The organism is Acinetobacter sp. RF15B, assembly GCF_007558235.1.
Taxonomy (GTDB): domain Bacteria; phylum Pseudomonadota; class Gammaproteobacteria; order Pseudomonadales; family Moraxellaceae; genus Acinetobacter; species Acinetobacter lwoffii_C.
Window position 1 is genome coordinate 121,449 of sequence record NZ_VLSR01000005.1, and the last position, 18,691, is coordinate 140,139.

The window sequence follows — 18,691 nt, forward strand, 5'->3', positions numbered from 1 at the left end:
TATATTTTGAATTTAACAAAATGAATAGGTGACTCCTTGCCAAGCAAAGAGTTTGAAACCCTGCCAAATATCTATTTGGTAGGGCCGATGGGGGCCGGTAAAACAACAGTAGGACGACATCTGGCGGAATTGTTAGGACGTGAATTTCTGGATAGTGATCATGAAATTGAGCGGAAAACAGGTGCTACGATTCCTTGGATCTTTGAAAAAGAGGGTGAACAAGGGTTTCGAAGTCGTGAAACTGTGGTCATTGATGAGTTAACCTCAAGGCCACAACTGGTACTTGCAACCGGTGGTGGCGCAATTACCCAAGCCCCAAATCGAAATTATCTGAAACAGCGCGGAATCGTTGTTTATCTTTATACTCCAGTTGAAATTCAGCTACAACGTACCTATCGCGATAAAAACCGCCCACTCCTTCAGGTCGAAAATCCGGAACAGAAGCTACGTGATTTACTGGCGGTCCGTGATCCGTTATATCGTGAAGTGGCAGATTATATTATTGAGACCAATCAAGGCGCTGCACGCGACCTGGCGCAGCGGATTTTACATCTCATTCTTTCCAAAAAATAAGTTTAGTTGAATAAAGTGGTTCCATCATGCAAACCTTATACGTAGAACTCGGTGATCGTCGTTATCCAATCTATATTGGCAGTCAGCTCGATCCTCAGCAATTACTTGTGCCTTATCTTCATGGCAAACAGGTGATGATTGTGAGCAATGCAACGATTGCACCACTTTATCTTCAGCATTATCAGGCAGCCCTCGAACAGCTAGGTAAAACGGTGGCTACCTGTATTTTGCCTGATGGTGAAAAATACAAAAACATTGAACACCTGAACCTGATTTTTGATGCCTTGCTGGAAGCTGGATTTAACCGCGATTGTACCGTCCTGGCATTGGGTGGGGGGGTGATCGGTGATATGGCCGGTTTTGCTTCGGCCTGTTTCCAGCGCGGGGTCTATTTTGTTCAGGTACCGACCACCTTGCTGTCTCAGGTAGACTCTAGTGTGGGTGGAAAAACCGGGATCAACCATCCGCTGGGTAAAAATATGATTGGTGCTTTCCAGCAGCCTCAGGTGGTACTCGCGGATATGTCTCAACTGAAGACCTTGCCGGCGCGTGAACTGTCTGCCGGACTGGCTGAAGTGATTAAATATGCGCTCTTGGGTGATGAGTCATTTTTAGTATGGCTTGAGCAGCATATGGAAGCCTTGGTGGCTGGTGATGCCGTATTGCTGGCCGAAGCCGTCTATCGGTCATGTGCACATAAAGCACGTATTGTGGCCAATGATGAGAAAGAGCAGGGTGAGCGTGCGCTCCTGAATCTTGGTCATACTTTTGGTCATGCCATTGAATCTTATCTAGGCTATGGTGAATGGCTGCATGGCGAGGCTGTGGCAACTGGTATGGTTATGGCGGCTGATCTGTCACAGCGCATGGGATGGATTTCAGCAGCAGATCTGGAGCGTACAAAAAAAATCATTTCTCGTGCCAAACTACCAATCGTTTGTCCTAAAATTCCTCTGGATGAGTTTCTGGCCTATATGGCCCATGATAAGAAAGTCTTAAATGGCCAGTTACGTCTGGTATTATTGAAACAGCTCGGACATGCCGTGATTACCCGCGACTTCGATGTCGAGTTAATGAAACAGGCAATTTTAGCCAATCAGGCACAGGTTTAAATTGATATGGCAGCATTAGGTACCCCTTGGCAAAAGATTCAGCATTATTTCTGGCTGGTCTGTAGCGTATGCTGCCTGCTTGCTGCGCTGATCTTTTGGTCTATGACTGATTCTGAGGAGCTGGTAGAGATCCAAAAGCAGCCAAAATCTGAAGAAGAAGTTCAGATTCAGCCCGAAAAGGTGGCTTCTATGACTCATCTTGGTGCATTGCAAGATGAGGTCAAACCTTTAGACCTAAATACACGTATTGTGGTGACAGCAAGCCACGAACCTGAGTTTCGTGGCAGTAAATATATCAGTGAAAACAAAAAACAGTATGTTATTGAACTGTTTCGGGTAGGGCAGGAAGCCATTCTCAAAAGCTTTCTTAAGAAACAGAGCGACCGTAAGCCTTTCACTTATGTGCGTGTTTCGGGTGAGAATCAGCCTGAACAGTTTGTATTGCTGTATGGTTTATATAAAACAGCCAATGAAGCGAACCAGGCCTTATCAAGCCTGAACCTCAGTCTACCAAAGTCGGTGCAACCTGAAGTTGTACAGCTGCAGCGTTATGCCGGTCTGGTGGATGGGCTGGGATCGGAAGAGCTGAACAGCAATCAAAAGCTGTACGAGATTCGCCTGAAAAATGTGCCTTTACCGAGAGTAGAGGAATCCATCCGACCCAAAAATGATGCATCACCGAAAACTTCAGCTGGCTCTGGTACTGCAACAACCAGCACAACCGTTGTTCGCCGTGACGAATCTGGCAAGGTGGTCGATGTGAAAAAATCAGAAAGTGCCGTCGAGAATGCGCCACGCCCAGAAACCAATCCACGTCCTCAACCGCAGGAAAACGAGATTCGTGATCCCTTTAACTAATCCGGTCTAAAATAGCGCACCAAGCGATGACAAGAATCAAAAGTGAACATTTTTGGTGCGAAAAATATATAGCTTTGTCTTCTTTCTCATAAGTCATTCTAGCGCGCTTTTATCAATCATTGTTTGATCAAGACCAGGGACATTTCCTGCTTGCAGGAGAGGTTGAGGGAGAGGTGCTTATACCACCCTCATTCTCTTGCGGTGCATGCTGCTCCTCCCACAGAGAATATCTATTTAAACATGTGAATCGGCTCATCATTGTTTTATGGATAGAAGAAATTTAATAAGTATTTGTTTTTAATAAATTTTTAATTTATATGTCAAAAATTGGCATGCAATTTGCTTTCTTGCTGGGTGAGTGAAATGAATCTCCCTGTTTTGGCATGACGGTCATTGAATAACTGGGTGCTATAGTCATATTTCTGGCTCATTTTTATATCATGTATCAGCAAAATGAATTTTATTTTTCTTATATTCGGTTTAAAAAGGAGAGTAGAGGAAAGATAAGAGAGCCTGAATATTGCTGTAAAGAGGCTATTTTCCAGATCAGACCGGACGCCATCACATAGAAGAGTTTAGATTGTTTAATCGCCTATTGGCTTCGTGAGAAAGAAGGGTACGCTATGCACATGCCATCGCCTAATACTGTAGCTCCCGCTCAAGGTTTATATCAGCCGGATGAGTTTAAAGATAACTGTGGTTTCGGTTTAATCGCCCATATGCAGGGTGAGGCCAGCCATGATCTGGTCAAGACCGCGATGCATAGTCTGAGCTGCATGACCCACCGTGGGGGGATTGCCGCAGATGGCAAGACTGGAGATGGCTGTGGTTTGCTGTTGGCGATGCCTAAACAGTTCTTTCGTGAAGAAGCAAAAAAACTTAGTGATATCACGCTCAGTGAAATATTTGCTGTCGGTACGGTGTTCTTAAGCCTGGATCCTGCAATTGCAGCACATGCTAAAAAGATTCTTAGCAAAGAAATTGAGGCAGAAGGCTGCCGCGTGCTGGCCTGGCGTGTGGTTCCAACCAATAATCAGGCGCTGGGTGAAATTGCCCTGCAGTCTTTGCCTGCATTTGAGCAGGTTATGGTCAATTGCCCGATGGGGGTGACGGAGGTTGAGTTCAACCGCAAACTGTTCTTGGCGCGTCGTCGTGCAGAGCAGCAGTTGAGTCATGATACCGCATTTTATGTGACCACCTTGTGTTCCAGCGTCATTAGCTATAAAGGCTTGATGATGCCTGCTTATATTGCGCAGTTTTATCTTGACCTTGCCGATGAGCGTTTGGCTTCTCATATTGTGGTGTTCCACCAGCGTTTTTCGACCAATACTTTACCGCGCTGGCCTCTGGCGCAGCCCTTCCGTTATCTTGCGCATAATGGTGAAATTAATACCATTACTGCCAACCGTAACTGGGCAATGGCGCGGACCCCGAAATTCGAAAATCCGCTCTTACCGGGTCTAACTGATCTGACACCGATTGTAAACCGCACTGGTTCAGACTCTTCAAGCCTCGACAACATGCTGGAGATTCTGGTCGGTGGTGGCATGGATCTGTTCCGCGCCCTGCGCATGCTGGTGCCACCTGCCTGGCAAAACGTGGAAACTTTAGATGCCGATCTGCGTGCATTTTATGAATTTAACTCAAAACACATGGAAGCCTGGGATGGTCCGGCTGGTCTGGTCATTCAGGATGGCCGTCACGCGATCTGTATGCTGGATCGTAATGGTTTGCGCCCTGCACGTTGGGTGATCACCAAAAATGGCTATATTACCCTAGCCTCTGAAATCGGGGTTTGGGGCTATGAGCCTGAAGACGTGATCTCTAAAGGTCGGGTTGGTCCGGGGCAAATTCTGGTGATTGATACTTTTACCGGAAAAATGCTCGATACCCAGGATGTCAGCAATCACCTGAAAAAAATGCGTCCTTACCGTGAGTGGCTGCGTGAAAACTCAGTGCGTGTGCAGGGTAGTCCGGAACTGGAAGAATATCTATGCGATCAGGGCCTAAAAGGCGAAGAGCTTAAAGCTGCACAGAAAATGTTCATGGTGACTTTTGAAGAGCGCGATCAACTGCTTCGTCCTATTGCAGAAAGCGGTCAGGAAGCTGTCGGTTCAATGGGGGATGATACGCCAATGGCAGTGTTGTCTCGTCAAGTGCGTCATGTATCGGATTACTTCCGCCAGCAGTTTGCGCAGGTGACCAATCCACCCATCGACCCATTACGTGAATCTATAGTCATGTCCTTGGAAACCTGTTTGGGGCGTGAGCAAAATGTGTTTGAGCAGGGTCCTGAACATGCAGATCGCTTGATTATCTCCAGTCCGGTGCTTTCAAATTCGAAAATGCATCAGATTCGTACGCTGGGTCGTACAGGTTATGAAATTGCAGATATCGACCTGAACTATGCTGAAGGTGAGGGTCTGGCCGCCGCCATCACCCGTATCTGTGAAGAGTCTGCGCGAGCAGTTCGTAATGGTAAAACCTTGTTGCTGCTTTCAGATAAAAAAATCCGTCCCGGTTTTCTGCCTGCGAATGCTTTGATGGCCACAGGTGCGGTCCATCATTATTTAATCAATGCTGGGTTACGTACCGATGCCAACATTATTGTTGAAACTGGCTTGGCACGTGATCCGCATCAATTTGCCGTGCTGTTAGGCTTTGGCGCGACTGCCATTTATCCCTACCTTGCCTATGATGTGATTAATGACCTGATTGCCAAAGGCGAGCTATTAGGCGACCCTCTGCATGCACAGGCCAATTTCCGTAAAGGGATTGAAAAAGGCTTGTTAAAAGTCCTGTCTAAAATGGGAATTTCAACAGTTGCCTCTTATCGCGGCGGTCAGCTATTTGAAGCAGTAGGCCTGTCAGATGAAGTGGTACACACCTGCTTTACCGGTGTGCCTAGTCGGATTCAAGGTGCCACATTTACAGACCTCGAAAATGATCAGAAAAAATTGGCGGACATGGCCTGGAAATCACGTAAGCCAATCGATCAGGGTGGTTTACTAAAATTTGTTTTTAACAAGGAATATCATGCCTTTAATCCGGATGTGATTAACTCGCTGCATAAAGCTGTACGTTCGGGCAATTATGCGGATTTTAAAGCCTATGCTGAATTGGTGAATAACCGCCCAGTGGCAACCATTCGTGATTTATTTAAACTCAAAACCGAGCATTCCATTGTGTTGGATGAGGTGGAATCCATCGAAGAGATCCTGCCGCGTTTTGACTCTGCCGGTATGTCTTTGGGAGCCTTGTCTCCTGAAGCACATGAAGCGATTGCAATTGCCATGAACACCATTGGCGGGCGTTCCAATTCAGGCGAAGGGGGTGAAGATCCGGCGCGTTACGGCACCCTCCGTAACTCGAAAATCAAGCAGATTGCCTCAGGCCGTTTTGGGGTGACCCCTGCCTACTTAACTTCAGCAGAAGTGTTGCAGATTAAGGTCGCGCAAGGAGCAAAGCCGGGTGAAGGCGGTCAGTTGCCGGGAGGGAAAGTAAACGGTTTAATCGCCCGTTTACGTTATTCCGTGCCGGGGGTGACACTGATTTCCCCGCCACCGCATCATGACATTTATTCTATTGAAGACTTGTCACAACTGATCTTTGACCTGAAACAGGTCAATCCTCAAGCCATGGTATCGGTGAAGCTGGTCTCTGAACCGGGAATTGGCACGATTGCAGCCGGTGTCGCCAAAGCCTATGCCGATTTTATTACCATTTCCGGTTATGACGGCGGTACAGCAGCCTCACCATTATCTTCTATTCATCATGCCGGTTCACCTTGGGAATTGGGCCTGGCGGAGGCACATCAAGCGCTACGTGTTAATGATTTGCGTGGCAAAGTGCGCGTACAAACCGATGGCGGCTTAAAAACCGGTCTGGATGTGGTGAAAGCTGCGATTCTGGGTGCAGAAAGCTTTGGTTTTGGTTCCACCCCGATGATCGCCTTGGGGTGTAAGTACCTGCGTATTTGTCATCTGAATAATTGTGCAACCGGTGTGGCGACACAGCAGGATCATTTGCGTCAGCAACACTATATGGGTGAACCTGAAATGCTGATCAACTTCTTCAGGTTTATTGCAGAAGAAACCCGCGAGTGGTTGGCGGCACTGGGTGTGGCCCGCTTAAAAGACCTGATTGGCCGCACCGACCTGCTGGAAGTGTTGCCGGGTGAAACCGATAAACATGCGCACCTTGATCTCAGTGCATTACTGGAGTCGCATCCTGCGGCTGAAGGTAAGGCACAGTATTGTCAGGTTCAGGGCAATGCGCCATTTGACAAAGGCATTCTGGCCGAGAAAATGATTGCCGAGATGTTGCCAGCCATTGAGGCAGCCACAGGCGGTGAATATCACTTTAGGGTGGTGAACTGTGACCGCTCGATTGGTGCACGTGTCTCCGGTGAAATTGCGCGTCGTTATGGCAACTTAAATATGGAGTCTCATCCGGTTAAAGTGAATTTAACCGGTACCGCGGGTCAATCGCTCGGAGTGTGGAATGCAGGGGGCTTGCATATTCGCCTGGAGGGGGATGCCAACGACTATGTCGGCAAAGGCATGGCAGGGGGGCGTATTGCCATCTTCCCACCGAAAGGTTCACCCTTTCAAACACAAAATACCGCGATTATTGGCAATACCTGCTTATATGGCGCAACAGGTGGAAAACTCTTTGCTGCGGGTACAGCGGGTGAACGCTTTGCCGTGCGTAACTCGGGGGCCTTTGCGGTCATTGAAGGGGCCGGGGATCACTGCTGTGAATATATGACGGGTGGGATTGTGACGGTGCTGGGGAAAGTGGGGCATAACTTTGGGGCGGGCATGACCGGTGGTTTTGCTTATGTACTGGATTTGGATAACGACTTTGTTGACCATTACAACCACGAGTTAATCGAATTAAACCGTATTTCTACAGAAGCGATGGAGGAACATCAGGAATTCTTGCTGCGTATTTTAGATGAATATATTGAAGAGACAGGCAGTGCCTGGGGCTACAAGATTCGTCATGAGTTTGATTATTACAGCCGTAAATTCTGGTTGGTAAAACCCAAAGCGGCTAATTTACAAACCCTGTTGAAAACCACCAAAGCTGATCCACAATAATTCCACGACGAACAGATTGATAGGCAGGTAGGACGGAAAGACATAAACCGCCGCACCTCGCCACGGAGAGAGACATGGCAGAGCGCCTAAACAATGACTTTCAATTCCTGGATGTCGCACGCCAAGATCCAGAGAAAAAAGATCTCACTGTCCGCAAAGCAGAGTTTGTGGAAATTTATAAACCGTTTACTGCGGAAATTGCAGCCAACCAGACCCACCGTTGTTTGGGCTGTGGTAATCCATATTGTGAATGGAAATGTCCGGTACATAACTATATTCCCAACTGGTTAAAGCTGATTGCAGAAGGGCGTATTTTCCAGGCAGCAGAATTATGCCATCAGACCAACACCTTGCCAGAAGTGTGTGGCCGTGTCTGCCCGCAAGACCGTTTATGTGAAGGGGCATGCACTTTAAATGATGGCTTTGGTGCGGTAACGATTGGCAATGCCGAAAAATACATTAACGATACCGCCTTTGCCTTGGGCTGGCGTCCCGATATGTCACAAGTAAAATGGACCAATAAAAAAGTGGCGATTATCGGTGCCGGTCCTGCCGGTCTGGGCTGTGCCGATATTCTGGTACGCAATGGGGTAAAACCGGTGGTATTCGACAAGCGTCCTGAAATTGGCGGTCTGTTAACCTTCGGTATCCCAGAATTTAAAATGGAAAAAGATGTCATGAAACGTCGCCGTGAAATTTTCACCGGCATGGGCGTTGAATTTCGTTTGAATACCGACATTGGAAAAGACATTACCATTGACCAGCTGCTTGCCGACTATGATGCGGTGTTTATGGGGATGGGCACTTATACCTACATGCAGGGCGGTTTTGCTGGTGAAGAGCTGAATGGCGTGTACGATGCGCTGGATTTTCTGATTGCCAATGTGAATCGTTGCCAGGGCTGGGAAAATGATGCTGCGGAATACATCAGTCTAGAAGGTCAAAAGGTGATTGTGCTGGGTGGCGGTGACACGGCGATGGACTGTAACCGTACTTCTGTGCGTCAGGGGGCCAAATCGGTGGTTTGTGCCTACCGCCGTGATGAAGACAATATGCCGGGTTCACGTCGTGAAGTGAAAAATGCACGTGAAGAAGGAGTGGAATTCATATTTAACCGTCAACCTATCGAGATTGTCGGTGAACAGGGTCGGGTGACTGGTGTTAAATTTGTCACCACACAACTGGGCGAGCCAGACAGCCGTGGCCGTCGTAGCCCTGAACCGGTCCCGGGCTCAGAAGAAGTTTTACCTGCCGATGCTGTCTTGCTGGCCTTTGGTTTCCGAGCCAGCCCGGCAGACTGGTTTACGGATGTTGAAATCAATCTGGATGGTTCAGGCCGTGTACTTGCTGCTGAACATCAGCCATACAAATTCCAGACCTCAAATCCAAAAATATTTGCCGGTGGCGACATGGTTCGTGGTTCTGATCTGGTCGTGACTGCGATCTGGGAGGGGCGTCAGGCTGCGCAAGGAATTCTGGATTATCTGGAGGTTTAATCCAGTTTAAAGTGATGAAGCTTATGAAAGAAAACCTGCTTGGGCAGGTTTTCTTGGTAATTGAAACAGTTACACCTGTAAATATTCTTTTTGGAAAATGTACAGGGGCAAACAGGGTTTAAAACAAAATAAAAATATTTTAAAACTGCTCTTTTGGGCCTTTTTGCTAATCAACTTAGCATTTTCGCCATAGGGAAATAGGGCGGCTGTTCACATACTGTTCAATACTTGACCAAGACAGGAACAATAACATGACTCAAGTGGCAACCCCTAAAGCCTATCAGCATCGTCCTCAGGCGATTGGTATTACAGTACGCAGACTGCAATTTAATCCGGGTGCTATCTCCAGATATTACTTTGCCAATTCTCCAGTCATGTCACACCTGTTGACTGCTTTATCTTCGACCTTCCCGTTAGGCGAGCAATTCTTTGTGCATAGCGTGCGCAATGTGCGTGATCAGGTGAAGGATGAAAAACTACAGGCTCAAATTGCAGCATTTATTGGGCAAGAAGCGATGCATTCCAAAGCACATAGCGAATTTAATGCAGCTTGGCGCCGTGATGACTATAATCTGGATCGCTTTCAGGCCTGGCTGGCCCGCAAGAACCATTATGTAAAAAGTCTGCCTCCCAAATATCAGCTGGCCATTACCTGTGCATTTGAACATTTTACTGCCTTGTTGGGCGGCTATATTTTGCGCCATCCTGAGGTTCTAAGTACCTTAGATGAAGATGCGTTAAAACTCTGGGGCTGGCATGCAATTGAGGAGATTGAACATCGCGCAGTTGCTTTTGATGTTTATCAGCATGTTTATGCAGATGATCGGGTACGCCGTCAGATGATGCGCAGTGTCACCACCGGCTTTGCCAGTCTGACTTTTTATTCAGCCAGCCGTTTATTTTTGCAGGACAAGAAAAATAGTGTGTATAAAGTGGGCGGGAATCTATTTGGCCTGTATTTACTGTTGAAAATGGTGATTCAGCTTGCACCTGAATACCTGGCCTATTATCGAAAGGATTTTCATCCTTCTGGTATCGATTACAGTCAGCAACTGGATTACTGGAAAGAGTATCTGGCAGAAAACTTCCAGTAAAACTGTTTAAAAGGAGAATTTTCCTACAAATCAAGTGGTGCGGGTGATGGCAGTCTCCAGTCAGTAAAAAGACCTCAGCTCCTATAAAAATTATAAAAAGTAACAAAACTTTAGAAAAAGATGTTTAAAATCAAATTAATTATCTAAAGATAAATAAAGAATTGAGGATAAAACATCATGCGTCTCATAAAACAATCGTTTATCGTCTTGATGCTGGCGGGCACCTTAACCCTCAGCGGCTGTGGTTATAATACTTTACAAGTGAAAGATGAAGCAGTCACTGCGGCCTGGTCAGAAGTACAAAACCAGTACCAGCGCCGTGCCGATCTGGTACCGAATCTGGTTAACGTGGTTAAAGGCTATGCCAAGCATGAAGAACAGGTGCTGACTGAAGTCACTCAGGCGCGTGCCAATGTCGCAGGGCTGAAGGTGGACAAAGAAGTACTGGAAGACCCGGCTTTATTCCAGAAATATCAGGAAGCGCAAGCCCAGATGACCAGCGCATTATCACGGTTAATTGCCGTGTCTGAAAACTATCCTGACCTGAAAGCCAATGAACAATTCCGTGATTTGCAGGTGCAACTAGAAGGCACAGAAAACCGCATTGCTGTGGCGCGTAACCGTTATATCACCACGGTTCAAGATTTTAATGCCTATTCACGCCAGTTCCCGCAGGTGATGACCGCCAAAGTGATTGGCATGGACACTAAACCGAACTTCAGTGCCGAGCAAAGTGCACAGCAAGCGCCAACCGTATTATTTGACTAAGACTCGTCCTGAGTAATTGAGCAATCTAAGGTGACTGCGATGATGTATATGCGTGCTGCACAGATGGGTACAGTGCTCTTTCTCAGTCTGATGTTGAGTCTGATGAATAGCGCCCGGAGCGAAACGGCCACCGCAACAGCCAGCGAAGACCTGATGGTGGCACGTGAAATTTTGCAGCGCCCCGCTGAAAAACCTGCAGCGCAGAATCCAGCCACGACCACTGTGCAGCAGCCACAGATTGCCAATGATATGGCAGAAGGGCAGATTCAGCGTGATTTGCCGAGTATGAATGAACCGGTCATTGATCAGGCCAATATATTAACCGCGGCAGAAAAGCAGCGCATTAGCCAGCGAATCTTGAGTCTTTATCAGGCAGGAAAAGCGCAAATTGGTGTGGTCATTGTGCCCACCACCGGACAGGAAGACATCTTCGGTTATTCCATGCGAGTGGCAGAGCGCTGGCAATTGGGTTCTAAAGAACACGATAATGGTTTGTTGATGACAGTTGCGCTGAATGACCGCCGGATTCAGATTTTAACCGGCTACGGGCTTGAGGGCGTATTGCCGGATATTATCGCCAACCGGATTATCAACCAAACAATCACTCCATATTTTAAACAGGGCCAGTATGCGCAAGGGATTGATGCCGGCATCGCCGAGATTGAGCGTATTTTAAATCTGGATCCTGAAGTTGCTGCGCAGGCAGCAGCTGAACTCAAAGCACGTCAGGAACAGGCCTTACAAGCACAAAAGGCCAGTCAGGCGACCTTGGGCAGTGTAGTGTTTATTGTGATCGCGGGTGTTATCGGCTCCATGATTTTTGGCAGAAAACTTAGTGCTGCGACTGCCGCAGTTGCAGGAACAGCTGCCGGTCTGGTCAATGGCATGGGTGTAATTGCCAGTTTAATGATTGGTGCCGGCGTGTTCTTTTTACTGGTCACCTCGCTTGCCCAGCTGATTTTACATGCCTTTATGGCCGGTGGTGGCCGCGGTGGCAGTGGGCGCGGTGGTTTTGGGGGCGGCGGCTTCGGCGGTGGCGGCGGTGGTTTTGGTGGGGGAGGAGCATCAGGCTCATGGTAACGACTACAGATACAACAGAGATTGTCACGCAGCCAAAGCTGGAACAGTCTGTTCAGCCGAGTTTTAAACGCTGGCTCAAGCATTTTTTCTATATGCCAGCGACCAAGCGTTTTTTTAGCAAGCAAGATCAGCATGCGATTGCGCTGGCAGTTGAAGAAGCCGAACATGGCCATGTCGGAGAAATTCAGGTGGTGATTGAAGGCTGCCTGCCTTCCCGCTCGGCCTATTATCAAGATACGCTTTGTCGCGCCAGACAACTCTTTGCTGAGCTGGGTGTTTGGGACACTGAATATAATAGTGGTGTGTTGTTGTACCTCAATTTATGTGAGCGTAAGGTGGAAATTGTAATTGATCGGGGAATTCGGCAAGCCACGACTCAGGAAGTCTGGGATGAGATTTGCCAGTCGATTATTCAGAATCTGGCCAGGCAGCAATATAAACACGGGGTAATTGAGGGAATCCAACAGATTGGACAGGTGTTAGACCAGTATTATGACCAAAAAATAGCAGATGTAGAAAATGAGTTGGGGAATAAACCAATTATTCTGGGTTGATGTTGTAAATATGTGACAATAAGTGTCACTTTTTTACATAAAAACACATTAAGAAAATTAATTGAAAATTTTTTATCGTTAAATAGCTGTTTTTTATTTAAATATATTTATAATAGAAGTTGGCACGTTTAATGCTATATACAAAATAGCTTATAAAGCTCATAAAAAATTAACAAAACATTTGTGGAGAATGTTATGAATACAGTACAAAAGGGTTTCACCCTTATCGAATTAATGATCGTTGTCGCGATCATTGGTATTTTGGCGGCCGTTGCGATCCCTGCTTATCAAGATTACACAGTACGTGCTAAAGTAACAGAAGGATTATCTTTAGCATCTTCTGCAAAAGCTGCAGTATCTGAAAATGCTGCAAATGCGACAGGCTTTGGTAGCGGTTGGACGGAACCATCACCAACACCAAATGTAAGTAGCGTAAAAATTGATTCAGCAAATGGTCGTATTACAATTGCATATACAACAGCTGTAGCGCCAGCTAATAAGAATACATTAGTATTAAGTCCTTTGAATGGTGATCGTGCAACTGGTACAGCTTTAGTAAAAGGTGTTCCACCTGCAGCTGGTTCAATTACATGGGTATGTCGTTCTGCAGGTGCGGCTACTTCAGTTACAGGTGCGGGAGCTGGTAGTTTAGAAGCTAAATATGCACCTGCTGAATGTCGTAACTAATAATTTATAATTAAAAATGCCAGTTAAAATAACTGGCATTTTTTTATTTTTATAAATATACAAGCTTTAAATAAGTTGGTGGTTCATGGTAAATTATTCAAGAAAAATATCTATTGATACTATTTTATTAGTTTATATAAGCTTATCCTTTTTTTATGGTGTGTTAAGTTATCAGCATTATGCACCCAGTTCACATGATTTTTTTATCAATAGTATTTCATTTATACTGTGTTCTATTGGTTTATTAGTCTTTTATACACTTCATAAGTCACTTAAGGTAAGTTTGGGTAGTTTACTTTGGTTTTTTTTATTTTTTATTTTTTTAGTTCAGCCAATCATTAATAATATAACTTATGTAGATAGTTTAGTTTTTCCTTTATCTCAAATATTGTTGATTTTTTTTCTTTCGATAGCTATTTCAAATATAAGAGATAAAAATTATTTTATAAAATTTTTATCAGCAATAATTATTTTAACAAGTATTTTTTTATTTTTAACACAGTTGATTCATTTTTTTAATATATCTTTTTTAGTTGAGGTGATGCGTTTGCCACTACAAACGCAGAGGTTCTCTGGTAATTTGTTTCAGCCTAACCAAACAGCATTTGTTTTGGTGTTGGGGGTTATTTCAACTATTTTTTTCTTGGAAAACAAAAAATATTTAAAATTTTTAATAGTATTCTTGTTAAGTGTAGGAGTTGCTTTTACTGCAAGTAGAACAGGTTTTTTAATGTTGTTACTTTCTTTGTTAATATTTAATGTATTTAATAACTTTATTGATAAAAGAAAAATTATAGCTTTGAAAGAATTTTTCTTTGGAATACTTGGATTAATAGTTGGTATTTTTTTATATTCATATTTTTTGGAAAGTAGTAATACGATTGGGCGTGTATCAGAAAGTTTTAAAGATGTAAGATTAAATTTTTTGCACCAAACTTTTTTAATCATTAAAGATCATCCTATAACTGGAGTTGGATGGAAAAACTTTGCTTCAACTAGCTTACAATACTATGAACAAGTTGGTTGGTTAAGCCTAACAGATCACTCGCATTTTATTTTTGGTCATCTTGTTGGTGAGTTCGGTATTTTAGGATGGGGATTAATTATATTATTTTTAATAATATTTTTAAAAAATCTATGCTATATCAAAGATAAGTCAGATATTTATATTTTTTTAATTTTATTAACTTTTATAGTCTATTCTTGTTTTGAGTATCCTTTATGGTATTTTCGTTATTTAATGGTTTTTTCTATTTTTCTTGCATTATATGATAAAAGTTCGAAAAAAATCTATCAGATTGATAAAGGTTATCTAGTGGCATTGCCTATTTTAATTCTTTTACTTTTCTCTATATATTATTCTTTTCAATATAGAAAAATGGCCTATTTAAATGATATTGTATTTAATAATAGTTTAAGTGAGAGGGTAAAGTTTGATGAAATAGTTCAAACAAAGTTTATTTTTGGTTTTAGTTATTTTAATGATTTATTTTTATATCAATCTTTATCTACAGATGGTTTCTTACTAAAAGACTCTATTGAAATAGGGGAAAGGTTAGTAAAGTATATTCCAATGAATGAGTACTTGGTGAAACAAGGTACTTTATTAGGGTTGGATAGACAAGAGAAAAAAGCTTATGAGTATTTTAAAGCTTCTTGTCATTACCATGCTGGAAAAGAGTGTGACAATACTAAAACATATTTAAAAGAATTAGCACTTCAGTATCCTAATAATTTTAATAGTATTTATAAAAAAATTGATACTAACTTTTAAATATATTTAGAGGTTTTCTTTTTAATTTTCAAAAAGCAGATTACCTATTCATCTGCTTTTTGATTATCATATGCCCACCTCCATTAATTATTCTCCACATGAAATCCACGCTTGCCCTAATCGCAGCAATCCTCCTCTCCCTCGCTTGGCTCATGCCCATTCACTACCGTCCATGGGTGACTTATACCGGTGAGCTGTATGCCTTTTTTGCACTGTTCGCTACTGCCGCAGTTTGCCTAAAAGAAAAATTAAGAATTCCGGTCGTTAGCCTGCCTTTGCTGCTGCTTGCTGGTGTGCCTTTTATCCAGCTACTCGCAGGGCAGGTATTTTTCTTTAGCATCGCGATGATGGGCTTTATTTTTGTCTTTAGCTTTTGGCTGGCAAGTATCTTGGGTTATCATCTTTCAACCGGGAACTATAGCCGAGAAGACACCTTCACCAATCTGAGCTATGTGTTTCTGGCTTCGGGCACTGTCACAGGTATTATTGCCATTTGCCAATGGACCAATCTGGATGCAACTTTACCGGGCATGGTCAATATTAGTGGCACACAGCGGCCTTATGCCAACTTTGCTCAGCCAAATAATATGGCGACTTTTTTAGTCATGGCCTTGATGAGCTGCCTTTATCTGTATGAAAAGAAAAAAATCCAGACCAAATGGCTCTTTGCCTGCGCTGCATTAATTATCATGGGAGTGGCGTTAAGCCAGTCACGTACTGCCTGGGTGGCTGCGATTGCGATTATACTGTATCTGGCGTTCTATCAATATAAAGGTATTATTCGCCTGAAATGGTATTACAGTATTGCTTGGTTCATCTTCTTTGTTGCCTGTATTGTGACTTTCCCGTGGCTCAGTCAACTTGCTGCTCAGGCGATAGATGCGAATGTTGTGCAAAGTCGCGATGTAGTAGCACGTGCCACCGGAGATATGTCACGCCTCGCGATCTGGCAGCAGATGTTGGCAGCTATTCAAGCCGAACCTTGGTGGGGCTATGGCTGGTATCAGAGCAGTGTGGCTTTTGTTTCGATCAGTGATACCGTACAAGGTCCAGTTTGGATTCGCAGTGCACATAATTTTATTTTGGACTTCTTACTCTGGAATGGCTTAATTATTGGTTTGCCATTTTTGGCCTACTTTGGTTATTTGGGTTATCAGTTACAACGCTGGGTCAATACCCCAGAGTCTGTCATCGGGATCTTGATGATCGGGGCTTTTGTCACCCATGCCATGTTTGAGTTTCCCCAGCACTATGCCTATTTCCTGTTGCCGGTGGGTTTTATTCTTGGTACGGTTCTGGCCCAACATCCAAAAATTAAAATAATAGTTATGCCATCAATCGGCCTGAAATTCATTTTTGTTTTCGGATTAATTTTACTGACTGTGATTTATCGTGATTATGATACTGTGGTTCCAAAATGGGGCCAAAGTATCCGCTATGAAAAACAGCCTGAGAACATCACTAATCAGCATCCTGTTTATCTGCTGAGTGAGTTTAACCACCGTATTGACTGGATTCGACTCAATCCTTATAGCAAAGCGTCTCCTGAGCAGATTAAGGAAGGTGAACAGATGGTACTGAGTTATCCGACTAAATACAATCTGCTGAAATATGCCAAACTTCTGGCGTTTAATGGGAAAGAAAAAGAGGCACGGCAGCAGCTGAATCGTTTAAAAGTCATTCAAAAAACCGAAGTCAGTTATGAGGAACTGATTCAGGAGATGCCGAAATAAAGCCAATAAAAAGCCAGCAGTTGTTTAATGCTGTTCCATAGTTGAAGTGATGAGGCTTTAAGTGACGAGAGTCTGGCAGGGATGCCACACATTACCCATCACGACAGGACGTCGTGTATGGGTAATAAAAGACTTTTGCCTACTTTGGGTCTTTCCAAAGTAGGGTGTTGCCTGTACAAATCCATTTAAACTTTTAAAGGAAAGATGAGGCTGTGTAATATTTAAATATAAATATGAGTAAATATCATATATTTAAAAACTCTCGAATTGTTTTTGATACTTCATGCCATTCAAACGAGAGCCTAATTAAAATTGTGGGACAGCAGTGGCATCTGCTGGCTTTTTATTAACTTACTTTAAGTTTAGAGCTGGCTCTGAATATAGTTTTCAATACCAATACTTTCAATCAGGTCTAACTGAGTCGTGGTCCAGTCCAGATACTCCTCTTCTTTGTCTAGAATATCCTTCAGTAAGTCACGGGTTACATAGTCCATGTGCGTTTCAGCCAGTGCGACTGTCTGCTGAATGGTTTCAATATTTTCTTCGACCTTGCGTACATCACACTGCAAGACTTCTTGGGTATGCTGGCCAATATACAACTTGCCCAGATGCTGTAAATTCGGTAAGCCTTCTAAAAATAAAATACGCTCAATAATCTTGTCGGCATGTTTCATCTGACGAATTGATTCTTTATATTCTGCCGAACCGAGTTGCTCAATCCCCCAATCATTAAACATGCGTGAATGCAGAAAATACTGGTTAATGGCAGTGAGGTGGTGATACAACACCTGATTGAGCTGATTAATCACATCACGATTGCCTTTCATCGCATAACTCCATTTAAAACCTGATTGGTTTTCTAAGTAAAAAGTTGTTTTATAGGATATTAAAACATGTTCCAGCAAAATGGTGAGTAATTTATAGAACAGCAAATGAAAATCGCAATCAAGTACAGCTGCAGCGAATGACTCACAATAAAAACCCGCCAGAGTCAGAGGCGGGGGAGGAAATGATGTTAAATCATTTATTTTACTTTTTATTCTTATCTTTATAGAGTTTAGGCAGCCACCGCCAAACGGGCTGCAATCTGGGAAACTTCATCACTGATGATCATGCGTGCTTCTGGAGCACAGCGTCCACAACAAGTACCTAAATCGAGCATATCGCGCACGTCACGATAATTTTCTGCACCATTTGCAATAGCATCTTTAATGTCTTGATCTGTAATGCCACGGCATAGACAAACATACATAGGATACAACCACAGTGAATAAATAAGATAAGTAATATTATTGATAATTGTTATCGTTTGTCAATAAAAATCATTTGAAAAAGTATTTATTATGATTGGTGATTTAAATAAAGATAATATAATTAAGCGGAAATCTGAATACAATTGGATTTCCGCTCAAGCCTAAGACCTTATGAAGAATAATGGCCTTAAGAGGTTATTTTTTTAATAAATTATTGATTAATAATCACTATTCCATCCATCTCAACCAAAGCATCTTTGGGTAAGCTGGCTACACCTAAAGCGGCGCGTGCAGGGTAGGGCTGGGCAAAATATTCGCCCATGATCTGGTTAACCAGCTGAAAATGAGACAGATCAGTTAAAAAGATATTCAGTTTGATAATATCCGCCAGCGAGCCACCCGCAGCTTCACACACTGCTTTTAAGTTATCAAATACGCGGCGAATTTGTGCTTCAATACCTTCAACCAGTTCCATACTGTATGGGTCCAGACCGATTTGGCCGGATAGATAAAGCGTATCTCCAGCAAGAATGGCTTGTGAGTAGGTGCCAATCGCAGCAGGGGCATTTTCAGTATGGATCACTTGGCGGGACATCAATTTCTC

15 protein-coding genes are annotated in these 18,691 nt (G+C 43.7%); 12 read left to right on the forward strand and 3 right to left on the reverse strand.

Going from position 1 to position 18,691, the window contains the following annotated elements:
* The first annotated feature begins 36 nt into the window (after positions 1-36).
* From aroK to E2K74_RS05525, 12 genes are all read left to right on the forward strand, one after another.
* Positions 37-573, forward strand: coding sequence for a shikimate kinase AroK (gene aroK, locus E2K74_RS05470; RefSeq protein WP_151205184.1), 537 nt, complete (start codon positions 37-39; stop codon positions 571-573).
* 26 nt (positions 574-599) lie between these two features.
* Complete coding sequence (gene aroB / locus E2K74_RS05475; protein WP_151206675.1) at positions 600-1,685, forward strand: 3-dehydroquinate synthase; 1,086 nt, start codon at positions 600-602, stop codon at positions 1,683-1,685.
* Positions 1,686-1,691: 6 nt separating this feature from the next.
* The gene (locus E2K74_RS05480; RefSeq protein ID WP_151206676.1) at positions 1,692-2,543 is read left to right on the forward strand and encodes a hypothetical protein; all 852 of its coding nucleotides are present in this window, start codon (positions 1,692-1,694) and stop codon (positions 2,541-2,543) included.
* A gap of 629 nt (positions 2,544-3,172) precedes the next feature.
* The gene (gene gltB / locus E2K74_RS05485) at positions 3,173-7,648 is read left to right on the forward strand and encodes a glutamate synthase large subunit (protein WP_151206677.1); all 4,476 of its coding nucleotides are present in this window, start codon (positions 3,173-3,175) and stop codon (positions 7,646-7,648) included.
* Positions 7,649-7,722: 74 nt separating this feature from the next.
* On the forward strand, positions 7,723-9,144 hold the full coding sequence (locus tag E2K74_RS05490) for an FAD-dependent oxidoreductase (RefSeq protein WP_151206678.1): 1,422 nt from the start codon (positions 7,723-7,725) through the stop codon (positions 9,142-9,144).
* Positions 9,145-9,395: 251 nt separating this feature from the next.
* Positions 9,396-10,238, forward strand: coding sequence for a metal-dependent hydrolase (locus E2K74_RS05495; protein WP_151206679.1), 843 nt, complete (start codon positions 9,396-9,398; stop codon positions 10,236-10,238).
* A 177-nt stretch (positions 10,239-10,415) separates the two neighbouring features.
* On the forward strand, positions 10,416-11,006 hold the full coding sequence (locus E2K74_RS05500; protein WP_151206680.1) for a LemA family protein: 591 nt from the start codon (positions 10,416-10,418) through the stop codon (positions 11,004-11,006).
* A gap of 63 nt (positions 11,007-11,069) precedes the next feature.
* Positions 11,070-12,086, forward strand: a complete 1,017-nt coding sequence (locus tag E2K74_RS05505) for a TPM domain-containing protein (protein ID WP_227548010.1) — start codon at positions 11,070-11,072, stop codon at positions 12,084-12,086.
* The gene (locus E2K74_RS05510) at positions 12,080-12,640 is read left to right on the forward strand and encodes a TPM domain-containing protein (protein ID WP_151206681.1); all 561 of its coding nucleotides are present in this window, start codon (positions 12,080-12,082) and stop codon (positions 12,638-12,640) included. The genes E2K74_RS05505 and E2K74_RS05510 overlap by 7 nt, the downstream gene beginning before the upstream one ends.
* A 195-nt stretch (positions 12,641-12,835) precedes the next feature.
* On the forward strand, positions 12,836-13,327 hold the full coding sequence (locus E2K74_RS05515) for a pilin (protein ID WP_151206682.1): 492 nt from the start codon (positions 12,836-12,838) through the stop codon (positions 13,325-13,327).
* Positions 13,328-13,412: 85 nt separating this feature from the next.
* Entirely contained in the window at positions 13,413-15,101 is a 1,689-nt protein-coding gene (locus E2K74_RS05520; protein ID WP_151206683.1) for an O-antigen ligase family protein, read from the forward strand.
* A 98-nt stretch (positions 15,102-15,199) separates the two neighbouring features.
* On the forward strand, positions 15,200-16,834 hold the full coding sequence (locus E2K74_RS05525; RefSeq protein ID WP_151206684.1) for a PglL family O-oligosaccharyltransferase: 1,635 nt from the start codon (positions 15,200-15,202) through the stop codon (positions 16,832-16,834).
* A gap of 362 nt (positions 16,835-17,196) precedes the next feature.
* Here E2K74_RS05525 and bfr read toward each other — a convergent pair whose 3' ends face one another.
* From bfr to E2K74_RS05540, 3 genes are all read right to left on the reverse strand, one after another.
* Positions 17,197-17,661 (reverse strand): heteropolymeric bacterioferritin subunit Bfr, encoded by a 465-nt coding sequence (bfr, locus tag E2K74_RS05530; RefSeq protein ID WP_151206685.1) that lies wholly within the window; start codon positions 17,659-17,661, stop codon positions 17,197-17,199.
* A 230-nt stretch (positions 17,662-17,891) separates the two neighbouring features.
* Positions 17,892-18,086 carry a (2Fe-2S)-binding protein gene (locus tag E2K74_RS05535; RefSeq protein WP_151206686.1) on the reverse strand — a complete coding sequence of 65 codons (195 nt, stop codon included), beginning with the start codon at positions 18,084-18,086 and terminating at the stop codon, positions 17,892-17,894.
* Between the two features lie 212 nt (positions 18,087-18,298).
* Complete coding sequence (locus tag E2K74_RS05540) at positions 18,299-18,682, reverse strand: RidA family protein (RefSeq protein ID WP_151206687.1); 384 nt, start codon at positions 18,680-18,682, stop codon at positions 18,299-18,301.
* Between the last annotated feature and the right edge of the window lie 9 nt (positions 18,683-18,691).